The organism is Acinetobacter pollinis (genome assembly GCF_015627175.1).
Lineage (GTDB): Bacteria > Pseudomonadota > Gammaproteobacteria > Pseudomonadales > Moraxellaceae > Acinetobacter > Acinetobacter pollinis.
On record NZ_VTDQ01000049.1, the window covers coordinates 1 to 15,226 of the forward strand.

General features: G+C 39.8%; 24 protein-coding genes and 1 pseudogene. All 25 read right to left on the reverse strand.

Going from position 1 to position 15,226, the window contains the following annotated elements:
- Nucleotides 1-345 precede the first annotated feature (345 nt).
- The gene (locus tag I2F23_RS12395; RefSeq protein WP_195772901.1) at nucleotides 346-948 is read right to left on the reverse strand and encodes a hypothetical protein; all 603 of its coding nucleotides are present in this window, start codon (nucleotides 946-948) and stop codon (nucleotides 346-348) included.
- 72 nt (nucleotides 949-1,020) lie between these two features.
- Nucleotides 1,021-1,761, reverse strand: a complete 741-nt coding sequence (locus tag I2F23_RS12400; protein WP_195770038.1) for a phage tail tube protein — start codon at nucleotides 1,759-1,761, stop codon at nucleotides 1,021-1,023.
- Nucleotides 1,751-1,963: a hypothetical protein gene (locus tag I2F23_RS12405; protein WP_195772902.1), complete on the reverse strand. Its 213-nt coding sequence runs from the start codon at nucleotides 1,961-1,963 to the stop codon at nucleotides 1,751-1,753. Before I2F23_RS12405 ends, I2F23_RS12400 begins: the two co-directional genes overlap by 11 nt.
- A gap of 17 nt (nucleotides 1,964-1,980) precedes the next feature.
- Nucleotides 1,981-2,403, reverse strand: a complete 423-nt coding sequence (locus I2F23_RS12410) for a phage tail terminator protein (protein WP_195772903.1) — start codon at nucleotides 2,401-2,403, stop codon at nucleotides 1,981-1,983.
- The gene (locus I2F23_RS12415; RefSeq protein WP_195772904.1) at nucleotides 2,396-2,872 is read right to left on the reverse strand and encodes a phage virion morphogenesis protein; all 477 of its coding nucleotides are present in this window, start codon (nucleotides 2,870-2,872) and stop codon (nucleotides 2,396-2,398) included. Before I2F23_RS12415 ends, I2F23_RS12410 begins: the two co-directional genes overlap by 8 nt.
- Before the next feature lie 7 nt (nucleotides 2,873-2,879).
- Nucleotides 2,880-3,329 (reverse strand): gp436 family protein, encoded by a 450-nt coding sequence (locus I2F23_RS12420; RefSeq protein ID WP_195772905.1) that lies wholly within the window; start codon nucleotides 3,327-3,329, stop codon nucleotides 2,880-2,882.
- Between the two features lie 10 nt (nucleotides 3,330-3,339).
- Nucleotides 3,340-4,323 (reverse strand): major capsid protein, encoded by a 984-nt coding sequence (locus I2F23_RS12425; protein ID WP_195772906.1) that lies wholly within the window; start codon nucleotides 4,321-4,323, stop codon nucleotides 3,340-3,342.
- Between the two features lie 12 nt (nucleotides 4,324-4,335).
- On the reverse strand, nucleotides 4,336-4,716 hold the full coding sequence (locus tag I2F23_RS12430) for a head decoration protein (protein ID WP_195772907.1): 381 nt from the start codon (nucleotides 4,714-4,716) through the stop codon (nucleotides 4,336-4,338).
- 12 nt (nucleotides 4,717-4,728) lie between these two features.
- A complete protein-coding gene (locus I2F23_RS12435) occupies nucleotides 4,729-5,670 on the reverse strand; it encodes a hypothetical protein (RefSeq protein WP_195772908.1) in 942 nt (313 codons plus the stop codon).
- Between the two features lie 2 nt (nucleotides 5,671-5,672).
- Nucleotides 5,673-6,875, reverse strand: coding sequence for a phage head morphogenesis protein (locus tag I2F23_RS12440; RefSeq protein ID WP_195772909.1), 1,203 nt, complete (start codon nucleotides 6,873-6,875; stop codon nucleotides 5,673-5,675).
- Complete coding sequence (locus tag I2F23_RS12445; RefSeq protein WP_195772910.1) at nucleotides 6,875-8,386, reverse strand: phage portal protein family protein; 1,512 nt, start codon at nucleotides 8,384-8,386, stop codon at nucleotides 6,875-6,877. The genes I2F23_RS12440 and I2F23_RS12445 overlap by 1 nt, the downstream gene beginning before the upstream one ends.
- 2 nt (nucleotides 8,387-8,388) lie before the next feature.
- Nucleotides 8,389-9,930, reverse strand: coding sequence for a phage terminase large subunit (gene terL, locus I2F23_RS12450; RefSeq protein ID WP_195772911.1), 1,542 nt, complete (start codon nucleotides 9,928-9,930; stop codon nucleotides 8,389-8,391).
- A gap of 2 nt (nucleotides 9,931-9,932) precedes the next feature.
- Nucleotides 9,933-10,397, reverse strand: coding sequence for a DUF2280 domain-containing protein (locus I2F23_RS12455; protein WP_195772912.1), 465 nt, complete (start codon nucleotides 10,395-10,397; stop codon nucleotides 9,933-9,935).
- 57 nt (nucleotides 10,398-10,454) lie between these two features.
- Nucleotides 10,455-11,096 (reverse strand): putative metallopeptidase, encoded by a 642-nt coding sequence (locus tag I2F23_RS12460; protein ID WP_195772913.1) that lies wholly within the window; start codon nucleotides 11,094-11,096, stop codon nucleotides 10,455-10,457.
- Nucleotides 11,083-11,499, reverse strand: coding sequence for a hypothetical protein (locus tag I2F23_RS12465; protein ID WP_195772914.1), 417 nt, complete (start codon nucleotides 11,497-11,499; stop codon nucleotides 11,083-11,085). The genes I2F23_RS12460 and I2F23_RS12465 overlap by 14 nt, the downstream gene beginning before the upstream one ends.
- Nucleotides 11,500-11,549: 50 nt before the next feature.
- Nucleotides 11,550-11,759 (reverse strand): hypothetical protein, encoded by a 210-nt coding sequence (locus tag I2F23_RS12470; protein ID WP_195772915.1) that lies wholly within the window; start codon nucleotides 11,757-11,759, stop codon nucleotides 11,550-11,552.
- A gap of 38 nt (nucleotides 11,760-11,797) precedes the next feature.
- Nucleotides 11,798-12,283, reverse strand: coding sequence for a hypothetical protein (locus tag I2F23_RS12475; protein ID WP_195772916.1), 486 nt, complete (start codon nucleotides 12,281-12,283; stop codon nucleotides 11,798-11,800).
- 28 nt (nucleotides 12,284-12,311) lie between these two features.
- Entirely contained in the window at nucleotides 12,312-12,473 is a 162-nt protein-coding gene (locus I2F23_RS12480) for a hypothetical protein (protein WP_195772917.1), read from the reverse strand.
- On the reverse strand, nucleotides 12,473-12,748 hold the full coding sequence (locus I2F23_RS12485; RefSeq protein ID WP_195772918.1) for a DUF968 domain-containing protein: 276 nt from the start codon (nucleotides 12,746-12,748) through the stop codon (nucleotides 12,473-12,475). The genes I2F23_RS12480 and I2F23_RS12485 overlap by 1 nt, the downstream gene beginning before the upstream one ends.
- The gene (locus tag I2F23_RS12490; RefSeq protein WP_195772919.1) at nucleotides 12,738-12,911 is read right to left on the reverse strand and encodes a hypothetical protein; all 174 of its coding nucleotides are present in this window, start codon (nucleotides 12,909-12,911) and stop codon (nucleotides 12,738-12,740) included. The genes I2F23_RS12485 and I2F23_RS12490 overlap by 11 nt, the downstream gene beginning before the upstream one ends.
- Nucleotides 12,912-13,628: 717 nt before the next feature.
- Nucleotides 13,629-14,156 (reverse strand): hypothetical protein, encoded by a 528-nt coding sequence (locus tag I2F23_RS12495; protein ID WP_195772920.1) that lies wholly within the window; start codon nucleotides 14,154-14,156, stop codon nucleotides 13,629-13,631.
- A gap of 13 nt (nucleotides 14,157-14,169) precedes the next feature.
- The gene (locus tag I2F23_RS12500; protein ID WP_195772921.1) at nucleotides 14,170-14,532 is read right to left on the reverse strand and encodes a hypothetical protein; all 363 of its coding nucleotides are present in this window, start codon (nucleotides 14,530-14,532) and stop codon (nucleotides 14,170-14,172) included.
- A complete protein-coding gene (locus tag I2F23_RS12505; protein WP_195772922.1) occupies nucleotides 14,529-14,732 on the reverse strand; it encodes a hypothetical protein in 204 nt (67 codons plus the stop codon). Before I2F23_RS12505 ends, I2F23_RS12500 begins: the two co-directional genes overlap by 4 nt.
- A complete protein-coding gene (locus I2F23_RS12510; protein WP_195772923.1) occupies nucleotides 14,729-14,956 on the reverse strand; it encodes a hypothetical protein in 228 nt (75 codons plus the stop codon). The genes I2F23_RS12505 and I2F23_RS12510 overlap by 4 nt, the downstream gene beginning before the upstream one ends.
- Nucleotides 14,957-15,035: 79 nt before the next feature.
- Nucleotides 15,036-15,226 (reverse strand): annotated as a pseudogene (locus I2F23_RS12515) (hypothetical protein); the annotation flags it as partial.

Genomic DNA, 15,226 nt, shown 5'->3' on the forward strand with positions numbered 1-15,226 from the left:
TCACAACTCAGGCCTTTATTGATTTCATGGTGGCCATCGATGCGTTGTATAAAAAGTTGTGGATTAAGTAACGGACTTGAGAATTGAGCGTGAATCGCTCGTGTTTGATATCCAAACCCCAAACTTTCTAAAAGAGAAAAAACATCACTGATCATTAGAAAAAGTTATTTAAATAAAAAGTAAATTATACAATAAATAATCAAAATTAAGACACAAATTTTATATAAAATGTGATTTTATTCAACATAAGATATAAAATAAGTAATTCATAGCCAATTAAATTTAAATTCGATAGCCGCTGATTTTGTAGATGTAGATACCTTCTAGCTCACCTGAATCCTGACACTATAAGCAACGATCTATATTCATCTTAAATGACTTATACCCCTTAGCATCTGCATGATATGCAATACGCATTGCCGATATATTTGTCATAAACTGCTGTGTATTTTGTTTTTCTATCGCTTCAATATATTTATGAAATGTCCCATAGTTCATATTCATAATACTTTCATGTGTATGACCAGCTTGCACAAGAAACTGAAATGAATCAAACCATGTCGTATTTTCTTTTTTATTTGATGATTTTATACGACCAAAATCTTCATTATTTTTATTATTGTTCTGCGTTTCTTTAAAATAAATAAAATTCACATCAATAATACAGCTTAAAATAGCCACCACTTGCGAAATATCTTTAAAGACATAATGACCTACGATATCAATAGGAATATCGCTCACAAGCGCAATTAACCCTATACAATGATCATGTAAATTAACAAGCAACTGCATATAATCATTTTGAGTTTGATTAAGTTGCTGTTTAATTGGTTCAGCAACGGCGATCCACTCTGCAAAATCTTTCATTTTAACTTGCTGAATCAAATATTCATGCTCACCCAAATAAATTGGGTAACATTTATCCGAAGCAATAAAAAACTCATTCATAATCTAACGCCATAAATTGGGCATAAAAAAAGCGCTCTATGCGCCGTTCTATACCCAATGTTTAATCACTTATTACAGTACAACAAACTCGCCGTACTGCCCTAAATCTGCATCAATGACCTGTGTTGTATCTGCAAGCGCTTCACCTTTAATTTTATACTTCCCAAGTTCCTCATGAATCATTGGGAAATCCATATCAGGTGATTTTTTAGTACGCCATAGCGTGAGTGCCACTTTGCTATTGTCAGCAGTATTAATACCCTTGAAAAAGATCAAATATTCTTTGGTGAAATCTGTTGCCAAACCAATCTTTGTCACGGCGCTAGACTTTGCAGAATACTTAAGTGGCATGACCAGACCTGAAACATCTTTCACTTTTACTGTGCCGAAATCTGCATCTAAGTCATACTTAGATGGGTCTACCGTCACAGGGTTAGCCGATGAATCAACCAGTACAAAGTTAGACAAGTTATATTTGCCAAGTCGAATCAGATCATTTGCATTGACTGTACCCAATGACACATTGGAAATATTTTCAATTCCTGTGTCTTTGCTTTTCGCACTCAGCATATATTCAAGGTTTTGTACTGTACCTTCTTCAAGCGTTCCATCAAAGGCAACCCCTGTGGTTTTAATCAATACAAAGTCTTTTGCACGTTGCCCTGATTGCGACTCATGATGCTCAACTTGATCGGCTGAGATACTGATTTGAAAGTCAGGCATATTACCTACTTCATGTAATGCTCCTGCCACGCCGTTCGTAATCAAAGCAATATGAATTTTACCTTGAAACGATAAATACTTATTTGCCATCTGTGTTTTTATCCTTATCTGCGGTTTGATCTACTTGGTCAGTCGTTGTCGCCGTAGATGCTTTTGTAGCATCATCGGTGCTTGCTACTTTTTTGATCAAGCCTTGATTAATATAAATTGCAATTTGACGATCTGAGAAATCACTCACGATGTCACCAATTGCGAAACGCCCGATTGGGCTTGTTGCTTTGTATTGCGTCATATTGACCTCTAATGGTTCTAAATAAAGCGCTCTGATTCAAAAACGGCGGTGAGATATGCACACGTAGGCGAAAAAGCCTCTTGTACCGATTGCAGTAGCAAAGGCTTTCTTGCACTTGCTGGCTTCCAACCGCTTAAATACTGAATCACTTGTTCAAGTAACACCCCTGCTTCATCTGTAACGGCGTTACCATTTTGCATTTGTGATTGTGCATTTCGACATGCAACCGTCACCGACCACTGTTGAGTGAGTAAATTAAGTTGCCCTGATCCACTGCTGTCTTTTGGTGTAATCCGCGCAAAATTGACATGAGCCGATGGAGTGACCTGTGACATCTCAGTAACTTTTACTGAATTTAACGGCGTATAGATTTGCTTAAACGCTGAGATTTCAGTGAGCTTTTCGGCAATCTCTGCACGAATATTAAAGAAGTTAGACATTTAAGAACCCATGAATCACATTAATGATAGATACCTCATCATTTTTATTGATTCCCAAAAATGAACGAGGCTCGTTGTGAACCTCTTTGACCTTACGAAAATGCCCCATAACCGCAAAAACCAAATACTGCGCCGTCTTTGGGTAAATGTGTGCACCGAGTTGCAATGGTGCTGCATACTCAACATTCGTACCGACTTCTACGCCGTTTGGAAGCACGTTATAAGCAAATGAGTTCATCAATCGCCCTGTATCTCGAAGCGTTTGACCATTTTGCAACTTGGCTCTCCATGACTGTTTCCAAGGATTACCCTCAACATCGTGTTGCATCACAAAGCGAGTACGTGTTGCTTCAACAATATCGGTACCAATCAAGGCAAATAACTTGTCCTGATTTAAGTCAGATAGCCGGGATAAAATACTCAGTACTGGCGAGTCACCTTCAAAGTTCACACGAATAGAAATTGCCATGATTCACCTAATGATCAATGGATGGCATTTGCCCTAATGTTGCATCGGAAAAAATACCACCCTTGTAAGTTGATCCAATCGGTAATGTAGAGGGGTTTTGCTTCGGTTTCTCACTGCTTATGGCTTGGGTCTGCGCCTCTAAAATAGATAAAACTGCTTTACCATCAGCCAAACGTTGTAAGTACTTCACTTCATCTTTATAACGATTTTCGACTTCTTCAGTCGGTTGCTGAAAATAAAGACGGTATCTTGCAATATTGCATGCAACACGTTTTAAAGTACTTGGTACGTTAGAAATGGGAAGTGTATAACGCACGGCGATATAGCTGTCTATTTCTTCCGTTGCATCTTGAATGGCATGTGTTACAGCATTTGGATCTGTTTGCATTGCCTCAAGGTTGACCATTTCAGTTTCACCAAAGCGCAACACCAAGTCATCTCTTGTTGCGTACGCCATATCTCCCCCTTTATGTGCTTGATGTCACTTTAACGAGGGCCTTTGGTTTGGTACACATTGGCAATTGGTTCGATTGCACATGCAGATCCATACCACGGTCGAACTTACGAGGCTCTTGTTTTGCATAATATGGAAGGGCCAACGTATTGACCGTTTCATTGAAGTCTGCAGGTGCAAGCCCAGTCAGGAATACATCTTGTGTACCGAGTGGATAAGCATGACCTGATTTTGCTTCAATCAACGGCGTATTGCCCACTTTTTGACGGTTTACAATGAATGTTAAGCCACCAAATGAAAAACCACTCTTATTGCCTTCGCCAAGTTTTGCTTGTGCGGCAGACCACCCCAAGAAAAGCTCCTTAACGCTTTTGTGCGCCGTGAGGGCATCATAAAAAGTACGATCCACCTCTACTTCAATCGAGTCATATAACTCTTGACCTAAGCCGTCTTCGATCATGTCCACAACATCTTGGCACTTCGCAGAAACACTTGTGGTCGCCGTACCAAGGTCAAAGTCTACAACCTGTTGTGTTACGCCAAACTCTAAGTTGTAATCTAAGATTGTTTGACCATCAGCATCTAAGATAATCCCTTGCTTGGCTTTACAACGGCGATATGCAAGCGTAGCATCAATCTTATTTTTCATTTGCTGTAATTTGTCTAGGACTTTTTGGCCCACTGTTTCAAGCTCAGTCGAACCAAATGCACGTACACCAATCACATCACTGGCAAGCACTACATCTTCAAGTGGCATGTGCGGAATAGTCCATGACTTTGCTGTGCGCTTACCACTTGAGTTTTTCGGAGCAACGCCACCCCATGCCGTGGTTGGTACCAAAATAGAGCTTTCTTCGTAAAACTCTGCACTAAACGCTTTTGATGTACCTGGTACTGTACGGAACAAATTCACGTCATTGGGATTACCAACACGTAATGGTAAATTTGTGATGGCTGCTGAGAGTTCCGTGACCGTAAAAATTTCGTTTAAATCCATGTTGTATTTCTCTTATGCTGAACGAACTAAAGTAATGTTTAACTGTGCGAGGGCTGAAAAGACCTGTGCTTGAAGTGTTGCAGAAAAGCTTGCTGGAATCGTTAAATTCTCACCAACCACTTTAGCTGTACGCGCAACAATTACGCCTTGCCCTGTTTCATTCGATGCAGTGGTGACCGTATCACCAACAAAAATGCCAACTGCCGACGTATTTGAGTCAGATACTTGAACAAGATGATTATTCTCATCATATCCAACCACCATACCGTCTGTGAGCGTTTGCCCTGCTGCAACAATTTTGTTTTCACGGCTTGGACGATGATTTCCGTCTAGCTCTACTGCCAGCCATGCTGAAGTTGGTTTACCAAGCGTATATGTTTTACTTGCACTCATATAAGTAGCTCCTTATTTGCGATCTTTCGCGGCATTAGACAATGAGAATTGCTGTTTTTGGGGTTGTTGCTGGTTATCGTTTTGCTTCCCTTGATGCTGAAAAAGATAATCAGGAACTGTTGGTGTATTTGGTTTTGTTTCAGTCTTGGTTGAGAACTGTCTTAACTGCTTTGCGCTAAAGGCAAAAGCATCATCATTCATTGCTGAATAGGCTTTTTTGTCATCTTCACTAAACTGTAGGCCCAGTTCAGATTGAAGATTTTTAATATCATCTTCACGTTTCGATGCTTTGAATTGATTGAGTGCTTGAACCGCTTCATCGCGCTCTTGCTCTGCTTGTTTTAAATCAGCTTTCGCTTGTTCTAACTCATTCATTTGATTGTCCTCGTTGTGATTTGAAAAGTTTTTAGAGGTTTGATAATTCGCAGCTACGGCGCTTGTATTAGAATCTGCACCAAGTACGCAAAAAGAAATTTCACGAATGACACCTCCACGAAAAACCGTAATTGGTGCTTTAAGCGTTTGGCCATTCACGACCACTGTGCCTGAATCAACACGCTCTACGCTTTGTGGATCAATAAACACTGACATTTGCCATGGAAATCCGCTGTCACTGTCACTGATTACGCCGTTTGCATTGTCGTTATCTAGAAATTCGCCTTGTACCACCAAGCCGGTGTTATAGTCTTTGGTAAAGCTTTGCGTTACCCCTACACGCTTACTCACATCATGTTCAAGTAGTGCAGCCAACGGTGTACTGATTTGCATTGAGTCGAGATCGAAAATCACGTTTTCCCAATACCAATGGCCCTCAATAACACCACCGCTGTAAGCCACGCCGTTAAACACACGTTTTGATTGACCACCCTCAGTTGAAGTATCAATAGATATTTCATTGGTGTTAAAACGATAAACCGAGCTGTCATGGCTCGGTTTATGATTATTTTTTGGCATATTTAATCCACCTTGTTTAATGTATAAATCGTTTTTCCTCCTTGGTGCTCGATACTGATCACCTCAAAAGAGAGCCCGATCTCAAAGAGTACACCTTGCCCAGCATTGAGTTTTTCTACATCAATCCCTAAGCCTTTTGCACCCAAGATATTGAGCACAACATCACCACCGATTTGATCCATAAATAACGGCGCATCAAGCGTAATTACTTCACCTTTTTGGAATGAAGCAACATAAGAAAAGTTTGTACTTCCTATCACTGTGTCTTGTTCATTCACAGCAACCTGTTGCAACCTTGCCATATCGTCCATTAACCAACGCTTTAAGACATCATCAGCAAGCGTATTTGACGTATGGTTAAGATAGGCACTGAGCTGTTGATCGTTACCCTGTACATAATCAAGTAAGGTCTTAATCGCACTTGGCCGTATATCAGGGTCTAACGGCAATACCGTTTCAAAGATGCTATGAAATAGATCTCGGCTTTCATTCGTCATTGGTGAGAGTAAGCTTGAGAGTTTTTTACTTGCAGTCCACTCTGCTTCAACACTTTGCAAGGGTTTATCAAATAAACTGGTATCAAGACCTGAGTTCATGATCTTTTCATGGACTAAGTTCGACATTTCACCAAAGGTCATCGGTGACGTTGTAAACCCTAAGTCTGTAGCAAGCTGTGGAAGTTGATCATCAGGCGTAATACCTATTTTTTCCGCCTGTTCTTGGCTTAAAGAGATGACTGAACACCTACAGCGAAAAGCCCATGGAGGATAATACATCTGCCAAAAAGGATCATCGACACGGCGAATAATGCCATTTAAAGCCAAATGCTCAGGGCGAACCCTATCATCATCAATCGCTGAGTACATCAAATAAGGACGTGCAGTGTTGTTATTCTCTTGTTGTGTCCATCGTCCAAAGCTATACGCCGTTTGCACATTTTGACGAAATACTAGGTCTAAATAGTTACTACTCAGCTTAATGCCGTTCTTGTTCACCTCTTGCTTAAAATCATCAAAGGTTGATCCATTGGCAATGGCTTTATTCACCGACTGAATCACTGATTTGATTTGCTCAATACTAGATAGAAAGCCGACTGTCGTTGCAAGCTGGCGTGTTTTCAAATCAAGTGAGTAAAACTCACTCGGCAGAACCACATTTCTTGCTTGGGCAAACTTAAGTGCTTCAAGAAATTGTGTGGATTGCATTATTTCACCTCATCGGCAAAACAAAACCCCATTACGGCTCCCACATACAGTGCATGATCTAATTGCTCATTAAATTGTGATTTGGTGGCTACAGGAATTAAAGTCACTAGGTTTTGAGCCAGTGATTCAATACTCGTACTTTTCATAAAGAGTTGCTTAATTTGCTCACCATCGAGTAATTCCAAGTTAGGCAAGTTATCTGTTATTTGCTCAACTTGCTGTTGTTGTGGCGAGTATTTGGCTTTTCCTGAAGCAAAGCTAAGATACTTTTTAGGTAACGCCGTAAATGATTTAAACGGCGTACTATTCCCCTCTTGTGGATCAAGTAAATCGCCCTCTTGCAAACCATACTCACGTTGGAAGTACTGCGGTGTCAGCACTGCACCTGCATTTTTCAAATTGACATCTCTTGATGCTTTATCCGCCTCTAAGCCGTCTTGATTGCCAATAATCACTTTATAATGTGGCCACTGATTCAAGTCACATAGTCCGTTCACAATACTTTGGATCGTTGACAAGATCATTCGAATATCAGCTTCAACCTTTTCGTCTTGTATCTCAAGATGAACCGTTCCAAGTGCCCGGCTTCCTGTACCATCTGTACCTGATGTGAGTGTTTGGCCAAGAATCAACTTTTGAATGCTTTTCTCGATGCGTTTGTCGAATCCTTCAAATGCAGTTGAACCATTATTTTGTGCATTAATCGCCGTGACATCATCATTTGTACTTACTGCAATCACACTTGATGCATGTGCCGCAAGCAATGCATCTCGCATGGATTCATTGTCATTTGACTTACCCACAAGTAATGGATTACCAAAGCGTTCAACAAATTTCGCCCAAAACTTAAAGCTATTTTGTTTAAAGAACCACAGCCAATATAAACGGCTTAGAAGTGACTCGCCGTAAGGATTTCTAAAAGTGGGTTTGCATTGGGTAAGAAAGTGCTTGAAACGTTGGTCACACTCAATATCTTGTTGCTGGTCATTAAATTGGGCTAACAGCATCAGCCTACCGTCATTCTTAGGCTCAAACCATTCCATCGGCTTTTCACCAATCCATTGCCAACCTATAAACGGCGTAGTGCTTTGATCATCGGTATATTCAAGTGGTGTTTCAGAATAAACTGCCTCTATCACTGAGTAGCCATACCAACGCGCATTTTGTGCAGCGAGTACAATCTCGCTCCACCATTTAGATAGCTCACTGGCGATAATATTGGCTTCAGTCGTATCACCTTTCTCTAATCTAAACGGCGTACTTTCTAAGCCTGATTGACGTTTCTCTACACACTGATAGATTTCATCATCATAGAGCAATGTCGCAAGGCGATAACGTGAAATACCAACTTTACGTAATACCTCATCAATATCTGGCAATCTTGTCAGGTTATTAATAAAGTTTTGTTCTGCCTGTTGTGTATATAAATAACCCCCAGCAATTGAAGACTGAGGGCTTAAGTCATTTTGAGTACTGACTTGCTTCTTACTCTTATTTTTACTTTTGGCCATTTCTATCCTACTGCGGGTTTCTGTTGATTATTTGAGATAAAGGCATCTTCAACGGCATCAATGAGCGTATCGACTTGGTCATCATGGTCATGCGTCATTTTTGCATTAAAGGCCTCGCATTCTTCAATAAATGGAGCAAGCCACGGCGCAGATACTGGAACCATGACCACTCGTTCATTTGGTTTGTTCTGATAGTCATTTTCGATATGTACTTGCACATCCATTAGCCGTGTCAATTTGTCAGCATTACGCTGAACAGGAATGATACTCACCCCACCGTGTTTACCCCAATTCTGAATAAGCTGTGTACCATGTGCTTTATCTTCCACCTTGATATAGCGAATAGGCCGTGTATTCACCGTATAGCCCTTGTGCTTATCGATGAATGCCTTGGCTTGTCTATTTAGCTCAGGGGCTTCCCACTTGCCTCGAAGCAAATCTAAGATGTAAAGCTTGCCGTCCACACCCATGCCCACCAGTAGAAATACTGAAAAATCGTTATGCTCTTTGACTTTTTGCGCCGTATCGACATAGATCGCTCGCCATAACAAATTGGGTAAAGTTTTATATCGGCCAAACCATTCAGACTTAATTAGATCACCACCAAGTTTCTTCGGTATCTGCATGTACTGACTTGAAAAGGTATAGCGTGAAACTGCTGCGCCGTCTTTGTCTTTACCGCCTTTCTCTAACTGTAGTAATGAAACTAAACTTTCTTTTTGTGGCCAATAACTTTGCCGACCTTGATCATCTCGTTCAACATCACGTGGTACATGCTTTTGAATATGTTCAGGCAATGTTGCGATGTAGTTATCATCAATCAATGCAGGAATAGAAATTTGTTCCCAATTCCCTGGTACATTACCTGTCATCACGAAGTTTGTTGGATCTTCAACATGAAGCCGTTGCATGATAATGATGATCGGTGTATTTGACTTGGCTTTACGTGAGTTCACCGTATTAAGAATTTTACGGTTGGCATTATCACGACCATTTTTACTAAAAGCATCTTCAGGCTTTAAAGGATCATCAAGAATGATACAACCTGTAAAACCCTCATCTGCCAATGTCCCTGCACGGCGACCTGTGACCTGCCCACCCATAGATGCGCCGTATACATGACCAGCATCGTAACCGTCTACTGTAGTTTTCCAATTGGACTTAGCATCACTGCTTTTTGAGATATTTACTGGCCATAGTTTTTGAAAGTCCTCTGACTTCACAATATTGCGCGCCGTTGAGGCAACTTCTTCAACCAATGACTGAGAAAATGATAAGTAAAGAAATCTTGAACGTGGATTACGTGCAATTCCTCTTGGAATCAGATTGGTTGTCATTTCAGTTTTACCAGCACCCGGTGGTACGTTAATGACGAGGTTATCTATATTGCCTTTGATGACTTCATCAATCAGGTATGCAATATAAATATGATGCCAGTTCACCATAAATTTAAAGCCCATTCGGGGCTTAAAGAAACGGCGTGTAAAAAACAAATGATCGTCTTCACACATCCGCTTTTCGACATGCTCTTGAAGACTCAACATTTCTAATACTCGCTTTGTGCTTTTGCTACGGCTTCCTCAACTTGTTTTTGAGTTGCATAGACCACATTGGTTTCCATCGGCTGGCCATCTTTGCCTGTAATCTCTTGTCGTGTCACTCGGCCATCTGTTTCTTGAAAAGCTTGTTTAAGTACTTGCTGTTTCATGACTCTGTTTTTACCCCAAGATTCATACATTTCTTGAAGTTCTCTAAGTCGAAATGCCTTATTTGCAATCGGAATATCTAAAATATTGTCTTGGAAATCGCGCCGTGTTTCTTCAAATAGTAACTTTAGCTTTTTACTCAAGTTCCGGCCTGTCGCTTTTGTTGGGTCATATAAAGCTACTTGCTGTCGTGGTATTTCAAGTTTAAATTCTTGCTTTACAGCCTCTACTACTTGTTGTGGTGTTTTAAAACAAGCAAGTGATTGAACAATATATATTTTTAAAGGCTCTCTAAGCGCTGCCATACCTCCCCCTTTGTAAAGCTACGTAAAGCAAGATAGGTAAAAAAAGAGCTCATAAGCTCAATTAATCACACAGTTTCCGCAGCACTTTGATATATCTAAATCTGAAACAAACGGCGGATTATTTGCAACCTCAACCAATCGTTTTATGTCTTTGTTTGCACCCCAACGTTTTACCACGCCGACAAACTCCTCTACATCGTGCCCACCTAGGTAGTGTTTAGGCAATCCAGTCATATTGCTAAAAATCGGATCGCCGTCCTCATCACGTTCTACGGCGATGTGATATAGCTCATGTTCTATTAAGGCACAAAACTCTCTGTCGTTTGCACGTTCACAGAAGCTTGCATCAATGGTAATCAAATATACAGGAATGTATCCAAACCAATCACGCATTTGTTGTTCTTGTCTTGCTTTACGCCATCCACCCTGGTTAAACATCACCTTTTCACATTGACCAAGTACCATGCGCTTTTTAGATACACATGCAGATGATGCCCATGCAAATGCTAAAAAGGTATCGTCATCATCCATAAGCTCAGAGATATGATCATGGTCGGGGTTATGTAGTAATCCACCCAAGGTTAAATAATTCTCTACCACCCATTGTTTTAAATCAGGTGCAGGTATTAAACGTATGTTTTCTTCTTGCTCAGCTTGGTCAATAAAACCTGTTGGTGGAAATGGTCTAATTTGCTCCATCTTCATCCTCCTCAAACATTTCTAATAACCAAGTGATGACATAACCGTGCTCTATAGCATCAGGATGGAAACGCTTACAACGATACCCACGTTCTTCCGCTTCATCATATCGGCCCATATTCCATGCTTTAAATGCCAACTTGCCACCACGGCCACCAGACCAAGGACTACCTTCTATCTCTATCAATATGCGTTTCTTAACAATATGGAAGTCAAACCGACAATGCTTGGTCGTATTAATCTGAAATTGGCGCTCAAAGCCTATACCATGTTCAGTTAATTGTTGTGCTAGTAATTCATCAGCTTCTAAATACGATTGTTTAGCTTTAGGTAATGGCTTTGCTCTAGGCTTGGGCTTATGGATCTTCTTGCCTGTCAGGTTTTTATATTCTTTTTCGTCCATAAGCTGCCCATTAAAAAACCACCCGAAGGTGGTGTTTACTTCATACGTTGCTACTGTTTTAAACTATATTCTGTGCCATTTTCAGAAATAAGCACACCATCTAAGGTTGGTTTTATTTTTTCACCGTTCACTATAATGAAATCTATATCTTCCAAGGTACTTCTCTCATCATCATCCAAAGAAGTAGTATCAATACTATTGATGCTAGCTAATGCCTGAAGCTCATTTCCTTTTGAGTCAATAACTACAATTTTTTTCATTTTTAGGATTTTCCTTAGCATATATGATGTTTCTAACACTACAGCATAACCCAATTTAAATCATCAGGCGTTTCTAAATACTTCCCCTGCACCACACAAAAATCATGAATGTTATTTAAATACTCGCTCATCTGAGCTACTGTCGCCTTAGTTGTACTGGTCATCCGAATAACATGCTGAGCTATTGCTTCATATTCTTCCTGCTCATTATTTTTAAGCTGTTTTATCGCCTGACACATCTCAGCAAATTCAGCATCGTCCCTGTTGTATATCCCTATGAGAAACTTCTTCTTAAAGAAGTAATGCTCTGAATCTTTATCCGATCCAATATGCTTGGACCACTCATTAAGCCATTTCCAGTACAGTCTATTTTGTGCTGCACTTCGGTCTTCTTGTTTCGTTGATATCTTAACAATAAGAGGTGTTTTATTTTCTAAAGCTTCCTCTCTGTTTCTACTTAAGCAGTCTTGAACTCTTAACTGGTCAGCATGAGACTTAATGACGAATGTTTGCTTTAGATCCATCGTCATTTCCCCATGTTTAGTTACCCAGTTACTTGTCTTCTAATTGTTGCTTCACAATCTTATAAGGTACGCCACGAAATAGGATAGTTTTCCCATTTTCAGCAGACTCTCTAAAATCTGCATAGCAATATGTAAAACCCACAAAGAACGCTACAACAAGTAAAAATAAAACACCTAATACTTCTAACATCAGAACACCTCACTCTCATCTAGACTAAGCATTCGATTCGTCTTAGCCAACATCTGTTCAAACCACAACTTCGACTCATCACGTTTCATACTTGAATACGTGTCAAACTCATAATGGCACTTATGGCAAAGCGGTATCGTAAATTCATCACTGGCCTTAATACCACGACCTTTCCCATGCTCGGTAAAATTACTATGTGCTGCTTGAGAGTAAGGACTACCACACTTCATACAAGGTAATGATCTAACCACGTTTAAACGTTGATTACTCCGCATTAAGCTGACCTCTAATGTTCGCTATACACTTCTTGAAATAAGTAATCTTCTTGTCTGTATGAATTAAATCGTCATAGCTCATTAATTCACGAGATAAGCTTTGGTATTTGTTGAGCTCTGCTTGATATTTTTTTAAGTGCTTACGTGCTTGTATGATGTCCATGATTTTTTTGTTGCCCCACTATCAATTCTAGGATCTAATTCATGAGTCTTTTTATCTGATCTGTTTAATGTAAATGGTGGGCACTCGCTACGATGAATAAGTGCTACTGGCACAAACGGCTTATCACTTTCGAGAATATAACCACCTTCTGTATAGATATCTTTCATAAGTACACACCACAATAGCCAATAAAAAACCCACTATACGAAAAACGTATAGCAGGCTAGCCTTAGCATTCGACATATTAGCTCGGCCAACTGCTGATACACCGCTACTCACAATCACACAAACCTAACATGCACGGTCTGCTTTACTTGCTTTCGTTCCTTTTATGGTCAGGCATACCAATAGCCCTAGTTCGAGGTTTTACTCGATGGCATGTTCTGTAGGTGGTAAATCTACAGGCAATAAAAAAGCCCACCATTAAGTGAGCTTTAAATTAATAAGATGATCGCAACCCAATCAAACCACTAAGTATAATTAATAATACGACCATCTTAGTGGAAATTATAATGCGATATTTAAATTATTGGAACCACTTTAGTATATTCATGCATAAAAAAAGGCTAGCCACATGATCGATCTAGCCTATAAACTCGCTCGCCTAAAATGAGTAAAAGACGAGTATTTTGGGAATGGCTACCTAAAGCCTTAGTGAATTACTATAACTTCGTTCACTATAACACAAATATAGCATTTGACCTGTACAGGGTCAAGCTACTTGTACCTAATAAAACTGTATCGACTATGCAACGCTGCTAATCCACATTTAACATCTGATCGAGAGTCCATTTCAGACCGAATAATTTTAGGATTATCAATATCACCAACCTTAATAACCATGTTTGGCCATGAATTCCCATAAAAATAACGATCAATCACAGCATCTAACCATTCATCTAATATTTCAGACTTACCTTGCATGTCTAAAATTAAGTGTTGTACTGCTCTTGCTTCATCGTCAGTAATATTGCATTCAAACTTGTTTTTTCTCGGTTTAGGAATATCCAGATCACTAACCATATAGTCAGCAATAACCTGTCTTTGTTTCCTAACACCTAATTTAAACTTCTTACGTTTCACAACAGCTTGATCCATAGCTACAGCAATCGGATTAATGCTATTACCGCAAGTACCTGAAGTTGAATACTGCCATGCTCCAAACTGATATAACCATTCTTCAAGGCTATACTTAGACCAGTCTACTGCTTGCATAATATGTTGTTGCTTGATTGCTGCACCCATGTTTTCTAACACCTTAAATACCCTGAATCATTTCTTTTATATCTTGTAGTAACTGCCCCGATCTAACCTGGTCTGTTGTGCCCTTAATCACAAAATAGCCAAGCTTCGCAGCAGCGTTATATTTCTCACAGTCCTTAGCAAATCCCGATCCTCTGCTATGCCGTCCATTACTCCAAGTACCACCTTCAACTTCAACTAGCACTGGATAACCTGTAATACGAAAATCAGCTCTCCATCTGCGTTGTGGGTGGAACTTAAACTCTAGGTCATATTCAATCTTTTCTAGATCAAGTTGTGCTGCTAAGACACGTTCACCTAATGAACCTGACTTAGCTGTATTGGTTGCTCTAGGACGTTTTAGGTCATGTTTATTCATGGCAACCGCTTCCCTGCTTTGATTTCTTCAGGGGTGGCGTATTTAACTTGAAAATAAAGAACATAGAATTCTTCAGGTTTTTGGTGGTTATTAGTTAATTCTCTAACCTTTAAAAAACTGCCATCCCCAAAACCTATTACTTTTAGAATGTTTCGAGTAGTTAAATGAGTCACTAAATCACCCACCTTAAATTCACTCATTGCTCACCCACCGTATCAATTATTGTCTTTATGGCTTTAAGTGTTAGCTCGTGGTCATCACCAGGTGCAACAAATAAACTAGCTATCATTTCCACTTTTTTACGGTATTTAATTGCTTGATCTCGAAGCATGTTGCGTTCACGATCTAGCTTTTCATTGAATGTTAATAATTCGGCATGTTCTTGTTGTAACTCAGCAAGTGTCATTGTTAGATATTCAGTCATAGAAAAATCTTCCTTGTTGGAGTCCAGCCACACCAACCACAAGCCCAACCACCTTTTTGTTGACCACACAATGGACACATTATTGAAAGCTCTCCACATCAGCGATGGCTTGCTTTAGTTGATCTCTAAATTTTTCTTGAGTAACCCCATAAAGAGCCATGTCTTTTAAACATTCAATTCCACCCATTTTTTCAACCAACTCATGCGACTCAATCAGACGTTTTAGGTCATCAATATATTCTTGATGATTATTATTTACCTGAATTTCTT

What these genes read in the sequence shown, in the direction of transcription:
- I2F23_RS12395 (WP_195772901.1), bottom strand. Translation starts at nt 948, where the DNA reads ATGAATGAGTTTTTTATTGCTTCGGATAAATGTTACCCAATTTATTTG.
- I2F23_RS12400 (WP_195770038.1), bottom strand. Translation starts at nt 1,761, where the DNA reads ATGGCAAATAAGTATTTATCGTTTCAAGGTAAAATTCATATTGCTTTG.
- I2F23_RS12405 (WP_195772902.1), bottom strand. Translation starts at nt 1,963, where the DNA reads ATGACGCAATACAAAGCAACAAGCCCAATCGGGCGTTTCGCAATTGGT.
- I2F23_RS12410 (WP_195772903.1), bottom strand. Translation starts at nt 2,403, where the DNA reads ATGTCTAACTTCTTTAATATTCGTGCAGAGATTGCCGAAAAGCTCACT.
- I2F23_RS12415 (WP_195772904.1), bottom strand. Translation starts at nt 2,872, where the DNA reads ATGGCAATTTCTATTCGTGTGAACTTTGAAGGTGACTCGCCAGTACTG.
- I2F23_RS12420 (WP_195772905.1), bottom strand. Translation starts at nt 3,329, where the DNA reads ATGGCGTACGCAACAAGAGATGACTTGGTGTTGCGCTTTGGTGAAACT.
- I2F23_RS12425 (WP_195772906.1), bottom strand. Translation starts at nt 4,323, where the DNA reads ATGGATTTAAACGAAATTTTTACGGTCACGGAACTCTCAGCAGCCATC.
- I2F23_RS12430 (WP_195772907.1), bottom strand. Translation starts at nt 4,716, where the DNA reads ATGAGTGCAAGTAAAACATATACGCTTGGTAAACCAACTTCAGCATGG.
- I2F23_RS12435 (WP_195772908.1), bottom strand. Translation starts at nt 5,670, where the DNA reads ATGCCAAAAAATAATCATAAACCGAGCCATGACAGCTCGGTTTATCGT.
- I2F23_RS12440 (WP_195772909.1), bottom strand. Translation starts at nt 6,875, where the DNA reads ATGCAATCCACACAATTTCTTGAAGCACTTAAGTTTGCCCAAGCAAGA.
- I2F23_RS12445 (WP_195772910.1), bottom strand. Translation starts at nt 8,386, where the DNA reads ATGGCCAAAAGTAAAAATAAGAGTAAGAAGCAAGTCAGTACTCAAAAT.
- terL (WP_195772911.1), bottom strand. Translation starts at nt 9,930, where the DNA reads ATGTTGAGTCTTCAAGAGCATGTCGAAAAGCGGATGTGTGAAGACGAT.
- I2F23_RS12455 (WP_195772912.1), bottom strand. Translation starts at nt 10,397, where the DNA reads ATGGCAGCGCTTAGAGAGCCTTTAAAAATATATATTGTTCAATCACTT.
- I2F23_RS12460 (WP_195772913.1), bottom strand. Translation starts at nt 11,096, where the DNA reads ATGGAGCAAATTAGACCATTTCCACCAACAGGTTTTATTGACCAAGCT.
- I2F23_RS12465 (WP_195772914.1), bottom strand. Translation starts at nt 11,499, where the DNA reads ATGGACGAAAAAGAATATAAAAACCTGACAGGCAAGAAGATCCATAAG.
- I2F23_RS12470 (WP_195772915.1), bottom strand. Translation starts at nt 11,759, where the DNA reads ATGAAAAAAATTGTAGTTATTGACTCAAAAGGAAATGAGCTTCAGGCA.
- I2F23_RS12475 (WP_195772916.1), bottom strand. Translation starts at nt 12,283, where the DNA reads ATGGATCTAAAGCAAACATTCGTCATTAAGTCTCATGCTGACCAGTTA.
- I2F23_RS12480 (WP_195772917.1), bottom strand. Translation starts at nt 12,473, where the DNA reads ATGTTAGAAGTATTAGGTGTTTTATTTTTACTTGTTGTAGCGTTCTTT.
- I2F23_RS12485 (WP_195772918.1), bottom strand. Translation starts at nt 12,748, where the DNA reads ATGCGGAGTAATCAACGTTTAAACGTGGTTAGATCATTACCTTGTATG.
- I2F23_RS12490 (WP_195772919.1), bottom strand. Translation starts at nt 12,911, where the DNA reads ATGGACATCATACAAGCACGTAAGCACTTAAAAAAATATCAAGCAGAG.
- I2F23_RS12495 (WP_195772920.1), bottom strand. Translation starts at nt 14,156, where the DNA reads ATGGGTGCAGCAATCAAGCAACAACATATTATGCAAGCAGTAGACTGG.
- I2F23_RS12500 (WP_195772921.1), bottom strand. Translation starts at nt 14,532, where the DNA reads ATGAATAAACATGACCTAAAACGTCCTAGAGCAACCAATACAGCTAAG.
- I2F23_RS12505 (WP_195772922.1), bottom strand. Translation starts at nt 14,732, where the DNA reads ATGAGTGAATTTAAGGTGGGTGATTTAGTGACTCATTTAACTACTCGA.
- I2F23_RS12510 (WP_195772923.1), bottom strand. Translation starts at nt 14,956, where the DNA reads ATGACTGAATATCTAACAATGACACTTGCTGAGTTACAACAAGAACAT.